Origin of the sequence: Streptomyces sp. SID5643, assembly GCF_009872555.1 — a bacterium.
Lineage (GTDB): Bacteria > Actinomycetota > Actinomycetes > Streptomycetales > Streptomycetaceae > Streptomyces > Streptomyces iakyrus.
The window spans coordinates 12,014-28,623 of sequence record NZ_WWIC01000036.1; the positions used below are offsets into that span (position 1 = coordinate 12,014).

Annotated in this window: 13 protein-coding genes; 4 read left to right on the forward strand and 9 right to left on the reverse strand. The window is 69.0% G+C overall.

Going from position 1 to position 16,610, the window contains the following annotated elements; all coding sequences use genetic code 11:
* Positions 1 to 34: 34 nt before the first annotated feature.
* On the reverse strand, positions 35 to 3,397 hold the full coding sequence (locus tag GTY56_RS03920) for an alpha-L-rhamnosidase-related protein (protein ID WP_202509712.1): 3,363 nt from the start codon (positions 3,395 to 3,397) through the stop codon (positions 35 to 37).
* 487 nt (positions 3,398 to 3,884) lie between these two features.
* On the opposite strand from GTY56_RS03920, the gene GTY56_RS03925 reads away from it, so the two are divergent.
* A complete protein-coding gene (locus GTY56_RS03925; RefSeq protein ID WP_161362513.1) occupies positions 3,885 to 4,511 on the forward strand; it encodes a TetR/AcrR family transcriptional regulator C-terminal domain-containing protein in 627 nt (208 codons plus the stop codon).
* Between the two features lie 13 nt (positions 4,512 to 4,524).
* On the opposite strand, the gene GTY56_RS03930 is transcribed toward GTY56_RS03925, so the two are convergent.
* The 3 genes from GTY56_RS03930 to GTY56_RS03940 form a co-directional block, all read right to left on the reverse strand.
* Positions 4,525 to 5,445, reverse strand: coding sequence for a LysR family transcriptional regulator (locus GTY56_RS03930; protein ID WP_161362491.1), 921 nt, complete (start codon positions 5,443 to 5,445; stop codon positions 4,525 to 4,527).
* Between the two features lie 90 nt (positions 5,446 to 5,535).
* On the reverse strand, positions 5,536 to 6,471 hold the full coding sequence (locus GTY56_RS03935) for a dihydrodipicolinate synthase family protein (RefSeq protein ID WP_161362492.1): 936 nt from the start codon (positions 6,469 to 6,471) through the stop codon (positions 5,536 to 5,538).
* 30 nt (positions 6,472 to 6,501) lie between these two features.
* On the reverse strand, positions 6,502 to 7,287 hold the full coding sequence (locus GTY56_RS03940) for an SDR family oxidoreductase (RefSeq protein WP_161362493.1): 786 nt from the start codon (positions 7,285 to 7,287) through the stop codon (positions 6,502 to 6,504).
* 249 nt (positions 7,288 to 7,536) lie between these two features.
* Between GTY56_RS03940 and GTY56_RS03945 the strand changes: the two genes are divergently transcribed.
* Both GTY56_RS03945 and GTY56_RS03950 read left to right on the forward strand, forming a co-directional pair.
* Positions 7,537 to 8,640 (forward strand): zinc-dependent alcohol dehydrogenase, encoded by a 1,104-nt coding sequence (locus GTY56_RS03945; RefSeq protein ID WP_161362496.1) that lies wholly within the window; start codon positions 7,537 to 7,539, stop codon positions 8,638 to 8,640.
* Positions 8,630 to 9,808 (forward strand): DUF3500 domain-containing protein, encoded by a 1,179-nt coding sequence (locus GTY56_RS03950; RefSeq protein WP_346345411.1) that lies wholly within the window; start codon positions 8,630 to 8,632, stop codon positions 9,806 to 9,808. The genes GTY56_RS03945 and GTY56_RS03950 overlap by 11 nt, the downstream gene beginning before the upstream one ends.
* A 240-nt stretch (positions 9,809 to 10,048) precedes the next feature.
* On the opposite strand, the gene GTY56_RS03955 is transcribed toward GTY56_RS03950, so the two are convergent.
* A complete protein-coding gene (locus tag GTY56_RS03955; protein WP_161362498.1) occupies positions 10,049 to 11,374 on the reverse strand; it encodes an amidohydrolase family protein in 1,326 nt (441 codons plus the stop codon).
* A gap of 283 nt (positions 11,375 to 11,657) precedes the next feature.
* On the opposite strand from GTY56_RS03955, the gene GTY56_RS03960 reads away from it, so the two are divergent.
* The gene (locus GTY56_RS03960) at positions 11,658 to 12,878 is read left to right on the forward strand and encodes an IS110 family transposase (protein WP_161362499.1); all 1,221 of its coding nucleotides are present in this window, start codon (positions 11,658 to 11,660) and stop codon (positions 12,876 to 12,878) included.
* A gap of 27 nt (positions 12,879 to 12,905) precedes the next feature.
* Here the strand turns inward: GTY56_RS03960 and GTY56_RS03965 are convergent, their stop codons facing one another.
* The 4 genes from GTY56_RS03965 to GTY56_RS03980 form a co-directional block, all read right to left on the reverse strand.
* Positions 12,906 to 14,435, reverse strand: a complete 1,530-nt coding sequence (locus GTY56_RS03965; RefSeq protein WP_161362501.1) for an FAD-dependent monooxygenase — start codon at positions 14,433 to 14,435, stop codon at positions 12,906 to 12,908.
* A complete protein-coding gene (locus tag GTY56_RS03970) occupies positions 14,432 to 15,337 on the reverse strand; it encodes an alpha/beta fold hydrolase (RefSeq protein WP_161362503.1) in 906 nt (301 codons plus the stop codon). Before GTY56_RS03970 ends, GTY56_RS03965 begins: the two co-directional genes overlap by 4 nt.
* Positions 15,338 to 15,356: 19 nt before the next feature.
* Positions 15,357 to 16,190 carry an alpha/beta fold hydrolase gene (locus GTY56_RS03975; RefSeq protein ID WP_161362505.1) on the reverse strand — a complete coding sequence of 278 codons (834 nt, stop codon included), beginning with the start codon at positions 16,188 to 16,190 and terminating at the stop codon, positions 15,357 to 15,359.
* Positions 16,191 to 16,331: 141 nt separating this feature from the next.
* A partial coding sequence (locus tag GTY56_RS03980; protein ID WP_161362507.1) for an ATP-binding protein occupies positions 16,332 to 16,610 on the reverse strand: 279 nt, incomplete at its 5' end.

Here is a 16,610-nt window from a genome sequence, read left to right on the forward strand (position 1 = left end):
CGACCTCACCGCCCGCCCGTTTCGGGATGGACTGCTACTTGATGCGGATCTCGGCGAGCTGGAGACGGTACCTGTTGGTCTCGTCCGAGGCGGGCTTGCCGAGCTTGGAGACCTTCAGGCGTAGATAGCGGCCGGTGGCGGACGTGAGGGTGTACGTCTGAGCGGCTCCGCCCGGGTTGGGTTCGGCGGTGATGGTGCGGGCGGTGGTGTAGGTGTTCGACCCGGCGGGGCGGGTCTGGATCGTGAAGTCGACGGGGAAGCCCGCTGTGCCGCCGCCCGCTGCGCCGGCGTCCGTGCGGGGGTGGAGAGTGACGGAGCCGATGGCCCGCTCGGCGCCGAGGTCGATCTCGATCCACACGGGGGTGGCGCTGACGTCGGCGGAGGGGAAGTCGATGCTGGTGAAGCCCTTGCTGCCGGTCACGCCGGTGAGCTTGCCGTCGAGGACGCGTGTCTTGCCCCAGTCGCCGTTCTCCAGCGTGTAGTTGGCGGTGACGGCGGTCGCGGCGGTGGGTACGGTGAGTTCGGCGAGCTGGAGGCGGTACTTGGTGGTCTCGTCGACGGGAGGGGCACCGAGCTTGGTGGCGTGCAGACGGACGTAACGGGCGGTCGTGGTTCTGAACCCGTATGTCTGCACGAGTCCGCCCGGGTTGGGCTCGGCGGTGACCGTGCGGACGGTGGTGTAGGTGCTCGACCCATCGGGGCGGGTCTGGATGGCGAAGTCGACGGGGAAGCCCGCGGTGCCGCCGCCGACCGCCGGGGTGTCGGTGCGGGGAAAGAGTCGTACGGCGTCGAGGTCGGTGTCGGCACCGAGGTCGATCTCCACCCAGACAGGGCTCGCGCTGACGTCGGGGGAGGGGAAGTCGGTGCTGGTGTAGCCCTTGGCGCCGGTCACGCTGGTGAGCTTGCCGTCGGTGAGCCGGTTCTTGCCCCAGTCGCCGTTCTCCAGGCTGCTGTTGCTGGTGACGGGCCGGCCGAGGGCGAGGTTGTCCAGGCGGCCGGCGCCGGTGACCGTGAACGTCCAGCTGCCCGGCTGGAGGGTGAAGTAGACGTACGAGGAGTCTTTGCTCGCGTAGCTGAGGCCTGAGACGCTGCCGGCGGCGGCGCCCCCCGTGAAGACGGTGGTTCCGTTGGCCTTGATGACCGGGGATGAGCCGCGGTAGGTCGGAACACCCACCCGCGCGGTCGTCCCACTCGGGGAGGTGAGGGTCAGGGTGACCTGGTCGCCGTCGCGCGTGATGCCGAAGCGGATGTCGCCCTTGACGGTCGGCGTGACCGTGTTGATCTTCGTGAGGGTGCCGGTCTGCGGGATGACCTCGTAGGTGGTCCAGCCGGGCTTGGTGGGACGGACGCCGGCGGCGTAGGCGGACAGTGCGTACAGGGGGCCACCGTTCCAGGCGTGGTTGTCGGTGCCACCCGACTTGTCCCATATCTCCCACAGGGTGTAGCAGGTGGGGTCGGCGACCTGGGCGGCGTAGCGGTTGCGCATCCGCTCCTCGGCGACAGTGGCCGCCCCCATGAGGTAGAGCGCTTCCAGGACGTAGAACTCCATGTAGGGGCTGGCGTTGAGGTGGGTGCGCAGCACCTCGGTGATCGCTGCGTGTCGGGAGGCGGGCGCGAGGCCGGCGACGACGGCGAGACCATTGCCGCGGTCGTCGGTGTCCTTGGTGTAGCCGGGTGAGCGGTACTCGTTCTTGGACGTGTCCCACAGAACGCGGTCGAAGTTGGCCTTGATGCTGTCGCGCTTGGCCTGCCAGGAGGCGACGTCGCCACTGTTGCCGCTGAGACCGGCGAGGGTGATGGCCGTGCCCAGGGCCAGGTAGTACCAGCAGTTGTCCAGGAGGCGGGCGTCGATGTTGGTGCCCCAGTCCTCCCAGTCCCAGTCCCCGGCCCGGTGGTTGACCAGCCCGGCCGAGTCCAGGCTCCACAGGTTCAGGTACGCCTTCACCGCCGGGTAGGTGCCGGCGACCGCATCGGAGTTGCCCGTGTAGAGGTGGTACGTGCCGAAGGCCCACACCGAGGCGAGCATCTGGACGGGCAGTTCGGCGGTCCAGATGGTGGACGGCATCGGCGAGTAGAGTACGCCGCTGGGCTTCTGCCAGGCGGTCAGCTCGGCGATGGCCTTGGCGCCGAGGGCGTGGGAGCGGGTGTCGAAGGTGTAGAAGCCTTCTTTGAGCTGGTTGACCACATCGCCCCACCACTGGGCGCGCTCGCGGGTGGGGCAGTCCATGTAGGTGTCGCGCATGTTGACGTACATCGTGCGCGCCGCCTTGCCCCACAGGGTGTCGAAGAACGCCTCGTTGCTGCTGAACGATCCGGTGAAGTCGGTGTCGTAGCCTGACTCCCGGTACTTCAGATCCAGGATGGTGACACCGGTGGGGATCGTGTACTTCACCGCCGTGCCGCTCATCCAGGCCAGCGCCTCGAACTCCTGGACCCCGCCCTTGCAGACGTAGGTCGCGCGGATGTTGTTCTCCGCCCCGGGCGTGAGGCCGGTCAGGCCGTCGCCGTCGGCGTAGTGGTCGGTCTGCATGCCGATCACCGCGCCGGCCGGAGCGTCCACCTTCAAGTAGGGCGTGACCTGGAGGTTCGACGGCAAGGTTGCCGTGATGGCAGTGGCGCCCTGTCCCGTGGACGGCAGCGAAGAGGCGTTGCCGTAGGACTTCAGGCCCGAATACCGGAACTGGGGGACCGGCCGACGGACGAGGCCGTTCCAGGGCGCGGCACCGGCGGCTCCGAAGTCGGTGGGGGCACCCCACGCGCTGTCGTCGAAACCGGCTGACTCCCAGGCGGTCATGGCGGTGGCGTTGCGGGCGTCGTAGTAGACGTTCGACTCGGGCAGACGGAAGTTGACCTGGGTGCCGCTGGTGTTGTTGGAGTAGCCCGGATGGACGATGTGCTTCCAACTGGTGTCGCTGACGAGCCGGGTGGTGGTGGAACCGGTGGTGATGTCGGACTGGAGGAGCAGACCGCCCTTGCCGCTGCTGCTGTGGGAGAAGCCCTGCTTGCCGAAGTGCCACACCAGCAGTGCCACCGTGTTGCGACCGCTCGTGAGGTACGGGGCGAGGTCGATCTCGTCGTAGTACGTGCCGGTGCGGTCGGGGCCGCGCTTGAGCTGTCCGTCGAAGACGACGAGCGTGCCGTTGACCCACAGCCAGTACTTGGAGTCCGCCGCGATCTGCGTCACCGCCTTGGACGGCGCGGAACCCAGGGTGAACGATCTGCGGAACGCCACCCACTGGTTCGTCGAGCTGGACGGAGCCCAGATCCACTTCGCGGTCCAGGAGACGGCGGCCGACGCCACGGGAGCCAGACCCGGCACAAGCGCCGAGCCGAGGGTGGGCGTGAGCGCCACGGCTATGGCGGAGCACAGGATGGACCGGCGCGTTACAGAGGGCATGTGGGCTCCTACTGTCGGTGTGCGGTGTTGGGGGGATTGGAGGGCGTCCTGGAGACCGGGAAGGAGAGGGGATGCGGCGACGCCCGACTTTGAATCGTTTCATCCGTGTGTTTGCAGCGGGAATTCTTTGCCGCTCGGCGAGAAGGTGTCAAGGCCCGTGCAGGCGGTAATTCGGCCGGCGTGCCGAGGGGTTTCGCCGAAGCGCCGTCGGTGGTGGCTGCGCAGGGCTGCTGCCTGGCGGGCCGCGAAGGGCGCCCGAACGCCATCGGCCTGTCCACGGCATCGGAGACGACAGTTGCCCGAGCAGTGCCCCTTCGCCGCCGCGTGCCGGGAAACTGATCAGGCGTCTCGTCCGCTCAGCGGCCTCTATATCGGCTACGGCGTTACTGTTATGGTGCTGGCCAAGGAGGTGGGACGTTCCGTGGTGGACTCTGTGCCTGCGCGAGCGGACGCGGCAGCGGCTCGGCGTTCCCCGGGGCGGCCGCCGGTGCCGTTGGAGCGCATCGTCGCCACAGCACTTCAGATCGTGGACGAGGAGGGCTCGGACGCTCTCTCGATGCGGACGCTGGCCCAACGTCTGGGCTCGGGCACGGCGACGCTGTACCGGCACTTCGACAACCGGGCAGCGCTGGTCGCCCATGTCGTGGACCGCATGTTCGGCAGCGTCGAGCTGAACGGCGACGAACTCGCCGCACTGGGCTGGGAGCGGGCGCTGCGGACGGTCGCGCACACCATGTTCGACGCCTTGGCCCGGCACCGGAACGCGGCGCGCCTGCTGGTCGAGCAGATTCCCCTGGGACCCAACGCCATGGCACTGCGGGAGCGCTGTGTCGCGGTGTTGCTCGACTGTGGCTTTCCGCCGCGAGTCGCGGCGTACGCGTTTGCGACCCTGGCCCGCTTCGTCCTCGGGTTCGCCGTACAGGTCAGCGGGCATGGCGGCGCAGCACAGTCCGACGACGCCCCGCCGGCGGCCGTCTTTCAGAGCGTGGACCCGCAGCTGTTCCCGGCCACCGTCACCGTTGCCGGGGTGTTGCCCGTTCCGATCGAGGAAGAGTTCTCCTTCGGTCTCGAGCTTCTTCTCAGCGGGCTTGCCCACCTGCGCGACGAGGCCTGACAGAGCGGCGCGATCACCCTGGCGAGTTCTGCAAACGGATTGCCCCTTCGGGCAGATCCCGCTCCACGGTCAGAGGCAGTTCCACAGAGGTGAGCATGTCCCGATAGCGTTCTGCCAGCTGGGAAGGGACTTTTCTGCTGAAAACCACCAGCTCCCGGAAGTACCCGGCCCCGATCCGCCGTGCATGGCGCGACCAGCGCAGAGGCACCGCGTTCTCCGGTGCCACCGTCACACCGATCCCCTCGACGGCGAACAGGAGCGCCGCCGACACCTGGCCGGTGCGTGCCACGGCGCGCGGAGTGAACCCGAAGTGGCCCGCCAGTCGGTCCATCACTTCGCTCATGCCTTGTTCCGGCTCGTAGAGCACCCAGTCGGCGGCGGCCAGTTCGGCCGGGCTCGCGGACGCGTCCGCGGGGTACTCGGCGGAACCGATCACCACCATCTCCTCGTACCCGAGGGAATGGACCGGCCCTTCCCACGGGTGGGGTCGTGGACCCACCGCAATGTCGCCCTCTCCGCTGCGCATGGCTTCTTCGAGGTCCCGGCGGTGCGAGTAGTCGTGCAGCCGCAGCACGGTCGCGGGGTACGTCGAGTGCCAGCGGGCCGCGGAGGCCGGCAGGATGCCCGAGGCGACGGATCGTACCGTCAGGACGTGAACGTCGCCTTTGCGGCCCTCGACCACCTCGCGTACGGAGTCCCGCGCGTTCTGAACGACGCGGAGGACCTGCTGCGCCCGCGGCAGGAAGACCCGGCCGGCCGGGGTCAGCGTCACCCCTTGTCTGCCCCGCTCCAGCAGGGCCGCGCCCAGCTCCTTCTCCAGGGCCCCGATCTGCTGGGACAGTGAGGGTTGCGTGACATAGAGCCGCGCGGCCGCTCCGCTGAAGGAGCCCGCCTCCCACACGGCGAGGAAGTACTCCAGCTGACGTAGCTGCATTCGATCAAACTACTGGAGTGGGCGTCGCACGTCGCGCAGGCGGTGAGCAGGCACCGGGCGGCGCACCCCGGAACGGGGAATCATCGCGAGTCACGCCGTCACCACAAGCCTGCTGTCTTTGCGGGCCAGCCGGGTGAGCAGGTAGTCGACCTCGCTGCGGGCACGCGCAGACAGTGCTGCTCCGGGCTTGCGCTGGTTGTCGGATGCCAGGATGCCGCGACGCTTCATCACATACTTGCGCACCGCCAGGCCGACGCCCGGTTGCTGTTCGTAGCGCAGCAGTGGGAGGTGGGCGTCGAAGATGTCATGGGCGGCGTCACGGTCGCCGGCGGTGGTGTGGCGTACCACGTCGACGAGGAGTTCGGGCACGCAGTAGCCCGTCATGGCACCGTCGGCTCCGCGCTCCGTCTCGAAGTCCAGGAAGAGGCCGCCGTTTCCGCACAGGATCGACAGCCGGGGCATCGCTCCGTCGGCCTGCAACTGCCGGAGCGCACTGATCTTTTCCAGGCCGGGCCAGTCCTCGTGTTTCAGCATCACGCATCCGGGCGCGACGCCGGCGATGCGGGCGATGACGGTGGGGGACATGACGACCGAGAAGGAAAGCGGGTAATCCTGGATCACGAACGGCACATCCCCGCCGATGGCGGCCGACGCTCCCTCGTAGTAGCTCACGATCTGGTCATCGGTCCGCAGTGTGTTCGGCGGAGCGATCATGACACCGTCGGCTCCGGCTGACATGACGTCGGCCGTCAGGGCCCGCATGGCGGCGTAGCCGGGTGCGGAGACGCCCACGACGATGGGCAGGTTGGTGCGCTTGATGACGTACTGGACGATGCGCACGCTCTCGTCGTGGGAGAGCTTGGGGGCTTCACCCATCTGGCCCAGCAGGGTCAATCCGGTGACACCGGCGGATCCGTAGAAATCGATCAGCCGGCTGAGTGAATCGAAGTCGACCGCACCCGATTCGGCGAAGGGTGTCGGTGCGATGGCGTAGACGCCGGTGGTGTCGCAGGACAGCGCTGCCATTTCCGCCTCCTTGAATTCTTATTCCTGCTTTCAGAGGCTCGCGATGAGACCGCCGTCGACACGAATGACCGAGCCCGTGATGTAAGAGGCCTGACTGCTTGCGAGAAAAGCGACGGCAGCGGCGTATTCGCGCGGTTCACCGTAGCGGCCCACGGGGATCGAAGCGACACTCTCAGCGGAGATCTCCTCGACGGACCTCCACTCGCGCTCGGCCTTGGCCTGGTCCAGGACCTTCGTCCGCTGGGTGCCGATCCGGCCGGGAACGACCACATTGCAGGTGACGCCGTCGGCCGCCACTTCCCGGGCCAGCGTCTTGGACCAGCCGAGCAGGCTGCCACGCAGGGCGTTCGACAGCCCGAGATTGGGTATGGGGGCGATCACGCCGGAACTGGCGCTGGTGATGATCCTGCCCCAGCCGCGGCTCCTCATCAGGGGCACGACCCGGTCGGTGATCGCGATCACCGACAGCACCATGGACCGGAAGTGCTGCGACCAGATCTCCGCATCCTGCCCGCCCACCGGCGAGGGCGGCGGTCCTCCCGTGTTGTTGACCAGGATGTCCACAGGGCCGAGATCCCTCTCGACCGTCGTGATGTGCCGGTCGATCGCGTCCAGATCGCCCAGGTCCCATTCCAGGGACACGGCCTTTCCGCCTGCCGCGGCCACCGCTTCGACGGTGCGCTCGGCAGCCTGCGGACTGATGTCCGCCACGGCAACACCGGCGCCCTCCGCGGCGAGGGCCTGCGCAATGGCGCCGCCGAGCCCCCCACCTCCGCCCAGCACCAGTGCGGTCTTGCCTGAGATTCCCAGATCCACAGCTTCACTCCTCGGGCGGGGCCCCGTTCTCCGGCCGTACGGCCGGCGGCGATGTCCGCCGTTTCAGGGCGACTCTGCCATGCGTCTGCGGTGAGCCTCCAATAGGAATTACTCGCGATGTGCATAAGGGATGCCTATACGTCGGGTATGGGAAACCGGTGTTGTCGACGGGCACGATGGTGTGGAGAAAAGGGCTGTTTCGATTTACCGATTTCCGACGCATGCTCATGGCCGTGACTGGAGGCCCCTATGTCCTTGCCGAAAACCATGCAGGCCGCGGTGCTGGGTGAACCCGGCACCCTCGCCGTCACGACGCTGCCCGTGCCGCAGGTGGGGCCGGAAGATGTCCTGGTGCAGGTCCGCAGGGCGTCCCTGTGCGGAACGGACCTCAAGATCCGAAGCCGGCACTTCTTCAAGGACGGCGGCCCCGCTGCCGGCGAGTTCGTCCCGGGCCACGAATACGCGGGCGTCGTGGCCGCGGTGGGCGGCGCCGTGAACGAACTCCGCGTCGGCGACCGGGTCGTGACGGAGGCCCACCGCGGGTGCATGCGCTGCGCCAACTGCCTGGCCGGGTCCTACACGGACTGCCTCAACTACGGCCTGCGACACACTGGACATCGAGCGCAGGGGATGACCGTCAACGGTGGCTTCGCCCAGTACGCGCTCAATCACGTGGCTACCCTTCACCGGCTGCCGGACACCGTCGGCTTCGACGCGGCGGTGGTCCTGAGCACCGTGGGTACCGTGATGCACGCATTCGACGTGCTGGACACCCTTCTCGTGGGGTCTACCGTCGCCGTGGTCGGTCCCGGGCCGATAGGTCTGCTCGCGGCGCAGGTGGCTCGTGAACTCGGGGCCAGGACCGTCGCCCTGGTCGGCACCCGGGAAGCGAGGCTGGCCATCGGCACGTCCTTCGGCGCGGACTTGGTCGTCAACTCCCGGGCCGAGGACGCCGTTGCCGCCGTCCGGGACGCGACCGACGGGACCGGCGTCGACATCGTCCTGGAATGCTCGGGCGCCCCGAGTGCGGTGGACGACGCGCTGCGCATGGCCAAACGGTCAGGGAAGGTCGTCCTGGTCGGGTTCTTCGAGCAGCCCGTGCAGGCCGACCTGAACCACGCCGTGATGAACGGTATCTCGATCCAGACGGTCCGCGGGGAGGGCACCGGCTCGCTGGCCCGTGCCGTGGCCCTCGCGGCCCGCGGCCGACTCCGTACCGCGGAACTGGTCACCCACCACTTCGGCTTGAGCGACATCTCCGAGGCCTTCGACACCTACGCCGAGCGCCGGGGCAACGCCATCAAGGTCATGCTGGACATCTCCGAGGACCCGGAGTCCACCCGTGCCCGGTGATGAAGCAGGGCCGGGATCCGACGTCCGGGCAGCCGGGTGGGAGAAGGCGGCGGCCGCCATGGCCGAGGCCGCTGCTGCCTGGCTGGGCAGTCTGACCGAGGAACAACTGTCGCTCGCCGCCTATGATTCTCCGCTCCACCCGGATGCGGAGGCCGAGCGCCTGCGCTGGTTCTACACCCCCACGGATCACGGCGGGCTCGCCATCCGGGACCAGGGCCCCAGCCAACAGAGCCTCGCCATGCAACTGGTGGCCACCGGACTGTCCACCGCGGGCTACGCCACGGTCGCCACCGTGATGGGCCTCGAGAACGTACTGGACCAGGTGGAAGGATGGACCGTCGACTGGGGCCGGCAACGCGGGCGTGATCCCGGTCTGTACTGGCTCCGGATCTTCGGCCGCCCCGGTGACCGTGTCTGGGCATGGCGACTGGGCGGCCACCACATCTCCCTGAACAACCTCGTCGTCGCCGGTCGGCTCGTCTCCACAACGCCCTGCTTCATCGGCGCCGACCCTGCCACTACCGAACTGCTCGGAGGCACCCTGCGCCCACTTCAGGGTCCCGAGGACACCGCACGTCAACTGGCCCGCCGTCTCGACGCGGACCAGTTCCGGCAAGCTCTGCTCCACCCCTCCGCCGTGTCCGACATCGTCTCCGGCAACCGGCCACGGGTCCGACACGGCGACACGATGATGCACATGCAGGACCTGTGGCGGGGACAGTTCGAAGATGCCGACCTGGACCGGATCGTCGACGACATCGACCGCCGGGCGGAAGCGGGCAGCGGGTACACCGAGAGCGACCACGCGCGAGTGGCCATCACGGTTCCCCCGCAGGGCATCAGCGGCCGCGACCTCGACGAGAGGCAGCGGCACCTGCTGCGCCGTCTCGTAGCCCTCTATACCGGACGGGCACCCGAGTTCCTCGCAGGCGCCTACGACACCCATTACGCCTCTGACACCGTCCTCGACAGGGTCCACTTCGCCTGGGCAGGCAGCACGGAGGTCGGGGAACCGCACTATTACCGGGTGCAGGACGCCCGCATCCTGATCGAGTACGACAACACCCAACGCCACGCGAACCACGCCCACTCGGTGTGGCGTGACCTCACGTCCGACTTCGGACTGGATGTGCTGGCCGAACACCGGGCACACGTCGCACACCGGTGAGGCGTGTACGGGGAGCGCCGTACACGCCTCACGCTCCTTTTGACCCTGTGCATGGACGATCTGTTCCTGGCGCAGAGCATCACGGGCTGTGCGTGCCGTCGGCGTCAGGGTGCTGTTCACGTCACCTTGCTGTGTGGGTGCGGCGCGTGGATCCGAGGGCCGGGGCGGGGACCGTCACGCCGAGGAGCACGGAATGCCGCGCCCGTCGGCGCGGTTCCTGCTCGAAGGCTGCTGCGGGTGTCAGCCTTGCTTGCCTGCGGGCCCGATGCTGCGCAAGAGCCGCTCTCCGGACTCGCGCAGCTCGTCCTTGGCCTCGTCGAGTCGCGACGTGAGCAGGGCGTGATCGCGTTTGCGCCAGGTGCCGGCGACCATCACGGCTTCGATGTTGGCGATGTCGGCGTGCAGGGCCGTGGCGACCGGGTCGTGTGCCGGCCACAGGTTGAGGGCCCGGGCGTCGACGGCGACCAGGTCGGCCTGCATGCCCACCTCGATCCGGCCCACCCGGTCGGCGAGACCCAGGGCCTTCGCCCCTTCCACCGTGGCCCAGGCCAGTGCCTGCTTGGCGGTGACCGAAGCGGTGCCGGCGTGCATGCCTGTCGTCTGTCGGTGCTCGGCGTGGTCCAGGCTGCGCTGGTGGGCCAGGGCGATGCGGGCGGCCGTGAGGAGATGGCCGGGCACGGCGGTGTCGATGTCGGTGCCCAGGGAGGGCGCCGCGTCCAGGCGTAGCAGTGACCCGGTGATGGGTGTGCCGTGTCCTTGGCCCAGTTCGTTCTCCGGGGTGCTGGTGAAGGTGACACCTGCCTCGACGAGCGTCTCGATCCAGTCGTCGGGCAGGTCGATGCCGTGCACGATGTTGGTCAGAGGGCTGAACAGTCCGGCGGCGCGCACGGCTTCCCAGCCGGGGGAGGGTTCTCCGCCGCTCTGGTGCATCGAGACGACGAGGCCGCGTTCCGCGCCGGCTCGGAAATCGGCCAACGCGGTGTCGGGCGAGGAGTACTGCGGCCCCTGCAGTGCCATGCCCAGGGTGAGGAGGGCACGGCCGCGGACGGGTCCGTCGAGCAGCCGGTCGATCTCGGTGAGGGGGTGGGGGGTGTCCGGCGACCGGTAGGCCGTGCCGTGCAGGAAGACGGCGCGGATCCCGGCCTGGGCCAAGCCCTCGACGGCGGCGTCGGCGTGTTCGGGCGAGAGGGCGTTGTGACACCAGTCGCCGAGGGTGGTCGTACCGCAGTTGAGCTGGTTCAGTGCGCCGACCAGATTGCTGATGTGCAGGTCGGCCGGGGTGTAGTGGCCGGCGCACGCACCGTGGAGGTGGGTGAGGTACTCCATCAGAGTCCAGTCGGCACCCACGGAGCGCAACGCGGTCTGCCAGGTGTGCAAGTGGGCGTTGACGAGGCCGGGGATGACGATGCGGCCGGAGAAGTCGACGACTTCGGCGTCGGATGCGTCGATGGCCTCGCCGACGGCGGCGATACGGTCGCCGTCGACGAGGATGTCGGCATGCTCGGCGTCGGGACGGCCCGGCACCATCGTGATGACCTGCGCCCCGCGCAGCAGGACGCGGCTCATGCGGTGGCCTCCGAACGGGAAGATGGGCGGCGCTGATGGGACATGGTGCGGCCCTACCTTTCTGTTGGGTTCGAAATGATCATTCGTAAGATCAGCGGGACCCAGGGGCTCCGGGCATGGCTGATGATGCGGAGACCGCTGGATGGCTGAAGGAGCTTGGCCACCCGGGGCCCCGCGACGACTCGACCGCCAATGGGGAGATGCGACTCGATCGCTGGGTAGGGCAACGTCGGCGAGGTCGTCTGCCGGGCTGTAAGGACGCGACGAGCCGGCGGAGGTGACCGTGCCCCGGATATGGGCCGGAGTGGACATCGGCAAGGAACACCACCACTGCGTGGTGATTGACGCAGCTGGCGAACGGCTGCTGTCCCGCCGGGTCCTGAACGACGAGTCGGCCCTGTCGGAGCTGATCGGCGACGTCCTCGCACTCGATCGCGACGTGCTGTGGGCGGTCGACCTCAACGGCGGCGGTGCTGCCCTGCTGATCGGCCTGCTGCTCAGCCACGACCAGGCGATGGTCTATATCACCGGCCTGACCGTGCACCACGCCTCGGCCTCCTACCGGGGCGAGGGCAAGACGGACGCCAAGGACGCCTTCGTCATTGCCGACCAGGCGCGCATGCGCCGGGACCTGGGCCTGCTGCGTCCCGGAGACGAGGTCGCCGTCGACCTGCGCACCCTGACCACCCGCCGAGCAGACCTGGTGGCCGACCGCACCCGCCGAGCAGACCTGGTGGCCGACCGCACCCGCCAGATCAACCGGCTCCGTGCTCAACTGCTGGAGATCTTCCCGGCGCTGGAACGGTCGCCGGACCTGACCAACAAGGGCCCGGTCATCCTGCTCACGGGCTGCCAGACACCTGCCGCGATCCGCCGCAGCGCAGCGAAACGGATCGAGATGTGGCTGCGAGGCCGCAAGGTCCGAGGTGCGGCCACGCTCGCAAGAACGGCGGTGGAGGCCGCCGAGGCCCAGCACACCGCGCTGCCCGGCGAGCGGCCGGCCGCCGCGATGGTGGTGCGGCTCGCGAAGGGAGTGACGGCCCTCGATGAGGAGATCGCGGAGGTCGACGCCCTGATCGAGGCCCGGTTTCGCGAGCACCGGCACGCCGAGGTGATCCTCAGCCTGCCCGGCATGGGCAAGATGATGGGCGCCGTGTTCATCGCGGCCACGGGCGGCGACATGGACGCCTTCGGCAGCGCCGTCCGGCTCGCCGGTTTCGCCGGCCCGGCACCGTCCCCGCGTGACTCCGGCCGTGTCAGCGGCAACCTCCGCAGACCGCGCCGCTTCCACCGTGGCCTGCTCAACGCGATGTACTTGTCCGCACTCTCCAGCCTGAAGAGCTGCCCGGCCTCCAAGACGTACTACGCACGCAAACGCTCCGAAGGCAAAGGGCACAAGCAGGCGTTGCCGGCGCTCGCGCGCCGCCGTCTCAACGTCCTGTGGGCGATGATCCGTGACGGAGCGCGCTACCAAGCCACCCCGCCTGTCACGGCCGCGGCTTGACATCAGCATGGGGAAGCTCCTTGCCGCTCATGGCGTCATTGCCCGCGCGGCGGATCGTGTGGTGGTCAGGAAGTCCCGAGTGGCGATGTGCCCGATATAGCCGTCGGGACGGATCAGCAGCAGGGTGTCGCCGGTCAGGCCGTAAGCGCCCTTCAGCGTGTTCTTCGGGTCGAGAAAGCCGAGACCGTCGGCGGCGGTCGCCCCGACCGTCAGCCGCTTCAGCTGGGCGCCGGCCGTCGGCCAGGCGAGCAGTTCGAGGTCCCGGGCGGCACCCGGTCCGTAGGCGATGGCGGTGAAGTACGGCCCGCGGAGGACGTCGAACAGCCGGGTCCCGGCTCCGTCGGCGCGGAGCAGTTCGGCGTCCGGCGCGCGGTCGCCCGCACGCAGTGTCCCGGTGCGCATCCCGTCGGCGGGGGCGAGCGGGCCGCCGTAGTACGTCAGGGCGAGCTGCTGCTCGTCCTTGCCCCGCTTCATGCTCGACGGGTCGAGCTTGGCGATGCCGCCCCACTTGTCCGTGGACAGGCCCAGGACCCCGGCGGCGATCGGCTGCCGCTCGGCCTCGTAGGTGTCGAGCAGCGTGGCGTCGGCCCCGGCGAGGACCTGGCCGAGCTTCCAGCCGAGGTTGTAGCCGTCCTGCACGCCGGTGTTCAGGCCCTGGGCGCCGGCCGGGGTGTGGACGTGCGCGGCGTCACCGGCGAGGAAGACCCGCCCTCGGCCGTAACTCTCCGCCAGGCGGATGTTGGGCCGGAACACCGACGTCCAGTGGATGTCGTGCAACCGGATGCCCCGGTTGCGGGTGTGCTGGTGGATCCGCTGGACGATGTCGTCCTTCTCAGCAGGCGGTTCCTCGTCCGGAGTGAGACGGATCATCCACTGGAACATGTCGCTGTGCGGGAGCGGGCAGGCGCCGATGAACCTGCCGCCCCGGCCGGGCCACATGTGCCACCGGTTGCGGGCCAGACCGGTCACCGAGGCGTCGACGATGAGCATCCGGTCGCTCTCGTCCGTGGTGCCGACGAAACCGATGCCGAGCTGCTTGCGCACCGTACTGGAACCGCCGTCGGCGCCCACTACGTACCGGGCGACGATCTCCTCCGTGCCGTCCGGGCCCGCCACCTTCGCGACCACCGTGTCCTCGTCCTGCGTCAGCTCGGTCAGTTCCCTGCCGAACTCGATCTCATGGCCGAGCTCGCTGAGCCGGGCGTGCAGTGCGCGGTCCGTGCGGAACTGAGGGATCAGCCAGGTGTTCGGGTACGGGACGTCCGGAGTCGCCTCCCTGTGGGGGAACATCTTCCACGGCACGGCCAGGGGGCCGGCATGGATCCCGAGCTTGGGGTAGGTGCTGCCGCCGGCCAGCACGTCGGGCAGGGCGCCGAGGTCTTCGAGGACTTCGAGGCTGCGGGGCTGGACGCCCTTGGCGCGGGAGCCGTCGAAGGCCTGGGGAGACCTGTCGACGATCCGTACGTCGAGTCCCCGGCGCACGAGGTCGACCGCCGCGGCGGCACCCGAGGGGCCCGCACCGATGACCAGGACGTCGATGACCTGCCGGTCGTTCACGAGTCGAGCCTCTCGCTCTGTGCGGTCACGAACGGGGCGATCCGGTCGGCGACGTTGTGGGGCTGTTCGAACGGGGCCATGTGCCCACATTCCGGGATCACGTGATGGTGCCGGGGTCTCAGCAAGGCCCGTGCCGTGTCGAAGTGGACCAGTGGTGTGACGTTGTCCTCGTCGCCCCAGAGGAGCAGCGTGGGGATGCCCAGCGTCCCGGTCTGGCGGAAGAGATCGTCACGGCCGGAGACGGGCAGGTGCTGCAACGTGTCGAAGACCGCGTACAGCGAACCCTCGAAGCGGAAGGAGTCGAGCACCATCTCCGTGAGTGCCGCGCCGAGTTCGGGGTCGCGGACGTTGTGCCCGAGGTGACCGCGGAGTATCCGACGTCCGCGGCGCCGGGCGACGAGACCGGCGAGCAGGTCGCTGCGCAGCAGCCGGTGCGGGGAGGTCAGTTGCGGCTTCGCGAGGCCGGCGGGGCCGACGATGGTGAGGGTGGACACCGACGATCGGTGCTGGGCGGCGTAGGTCATGGCGACCAACGCGCCCATGGAGGTACCGACGAGGTGCAGTGGCCGCACGGTCAGGCCGAGCCGGTCCGTGAGTTCGGACAGCTGCCGCGCGAACAGACTCTCGTCGTACCGCGCCCGCACTCGGTCCGAGTAGCCCCGGCCGTACGCGCTGCAGGTCAGCGTCCGCAGCCCGCGGGCGTGCAGCTCGGCGACGAGACCGTCCCAGTAGAACAGCGGGATGGTCAGTCCGCCCGCCATCACGACCACCTCCCCGTCCTCGGGGCCGGTCAGTTCGTAGTGCGTGACGCCGTCGGACAGCTCGATGAAACTGCCGCGCAGGGCCTGTCGCGAGTCGGCGGTGAGCCGTAGGTCCTCGCCTGACGCGACGAAGTACTTCATGGAACGGGCCTCCTCGGCCTCAGTGCGCGGGGGTGTCGGTGGAGGAGCGGAGGAACATCACGATCGCGTCCGCGACCCACTGCGGTTCCTCTTCGGGCAGCAGGTGACCGCCATGGGGGTGCACCATCTCCCCGGCGCCGGGGAGGTCGCGGCTGAAGTGCTGGCCGTCGATGCCCGCGCTGCGCAGGACGAGCGTGGGCGCCGTGATGCGGGGAATCTGCGCGCTGCGGTCGGGCTGGTCGGTGTTGCAGAAGTCGACGAAGGCCGAGCGGTTCCCGGGCCGGTTCATGAGCTGGTGGGCCCGGTCCACCATGGCATCGTCCACGATCGTCGAATGCGGGCCGACGCTCGAACGCAGGTTGCGCTCGATGGCGCGGCGCGGCATCACGCGCCGCAACACGGGCCGTAGCAGCGGGTTGCGGGTCAGGCGCATGCCCGCTGGGATCTGCTTCTCCGGGTAGCCGGTGGCGTTGACCAGCACCAGGCCGGTCAGCCGCTCCGGATGGTCCAGGGCGAGGTTCCAGGCGATGTTGCCGCCCAGTGAGTTGCCGGCCACCGCGTAGCGAGGCACCTCCAGCGCCTCCAGGAAGGCCGCCACCGCCGCCGTGTAGGTCGGGATGCGGTAGTCGCGGTCCGTGCGAGGGCCGGTCAGGCCGAACCCCGGCAGGTCGGGGCGGATGACGTCGAACGATTCCGACAGCAGGGCCGCCGCACGGTCGAAGTGCTGAAGCGACGAAGCGCTGCCGTGCAGCAGGACCAGTGCACGGCCGCGCCCGGCGCGTTTGTAGTGGATCCGCATTCCATCCACCGCGACGAACCGGGAATCGGGCTGCGGCTCAGACCAGGTGCTCATAATGGATACACTGTTACCGATAAGGTGGCCGTGTCAAGTGCAACCCCTGGAAGTCACGGTCTCGCGGCCCCGGAGGCGTCGAGCACGCGCTGCGGGTGCAGGGTGTCGCCACCCTGTTCACCGGCACGGCTTCGGACCAGGTCAGTCCTGCGCAAGCAGCTGCTCGGCCCAGATGGTCTTGCCACGCCCGGTCTGCCGGCTTCCCCAGCGATGGGTGAGCTGGGCGACCAGCAGCAGTCCGCGGCCGCCCTCGTCGAAGGCGTGGGCCCTTCGCAGGTGCGGTGAGGTGGAGCTGCCGTCGGAGACCTCGCAGATGAGCGTGCGGTCGCGGATCAGCCGGAGCTGCATGGGCGGGGCCCCGTACCTGATGGCGTTGGTGACCAGTTCACTGACGACCAGTTCGGTGACGAACGCCGCCTC

Excerpts from the sequence above, each read along its gene's own strand:
- GTY56_RS03920 (WP_202509712.1), bottom strand. The coding sequence starts at position 3,397 with ATGCCCTCTGTAACGCGCCGGTCCATCCTGTGCTCCGCCATAGCCGTG.
- GTY56_RS03930 (WP_161362491.1), bottom strand. The coding sequence starts at position 5,445 with ATGCAGCTACGTCAGCTGGAGTACTTCCTCGCCGTGTGGGAGGCGGGC.
- GTY56_RS03935 (WP_161362492.1), bottom strand. The coding sequence starts at position 6,471 with ATGGCAGCGCTGTCCTGCGACACCACCGGCGTCTACGCCATCGCACCG.
- GTY56_RS03945 (WP_161362496.1), top strand. The coding sequence starts at position 7,537 with ATGTCCTTGCCGAAAACCATGCAGGCCGCGGTGCTGGGTGAACCCGGC.
- GTY56_RS03955 (WP_161362498.1), bottom strand. The coding sequence starts at position 11,374 with ATGAGCCGCGTCCTGCTGCGCGGGGCGCAGGTCATCACGATGGTGCCG.
- GTY56_RS03970 (WP_161362503.1), bottom strand. The coding sequence starts at position 15,337 with ATGAAGTACTTCGTCGCGTCAGGCGAGGACCTACGGCTCACCGCCGAC.
- GTY56_RS03975 (WP_161362505.1), bottom strand. The coding sequence starts at position 16,190 with ATGAGCACCTGGTCTGAGCCGCAGCCCGATTCCCGGTTCGTCGCGGTG.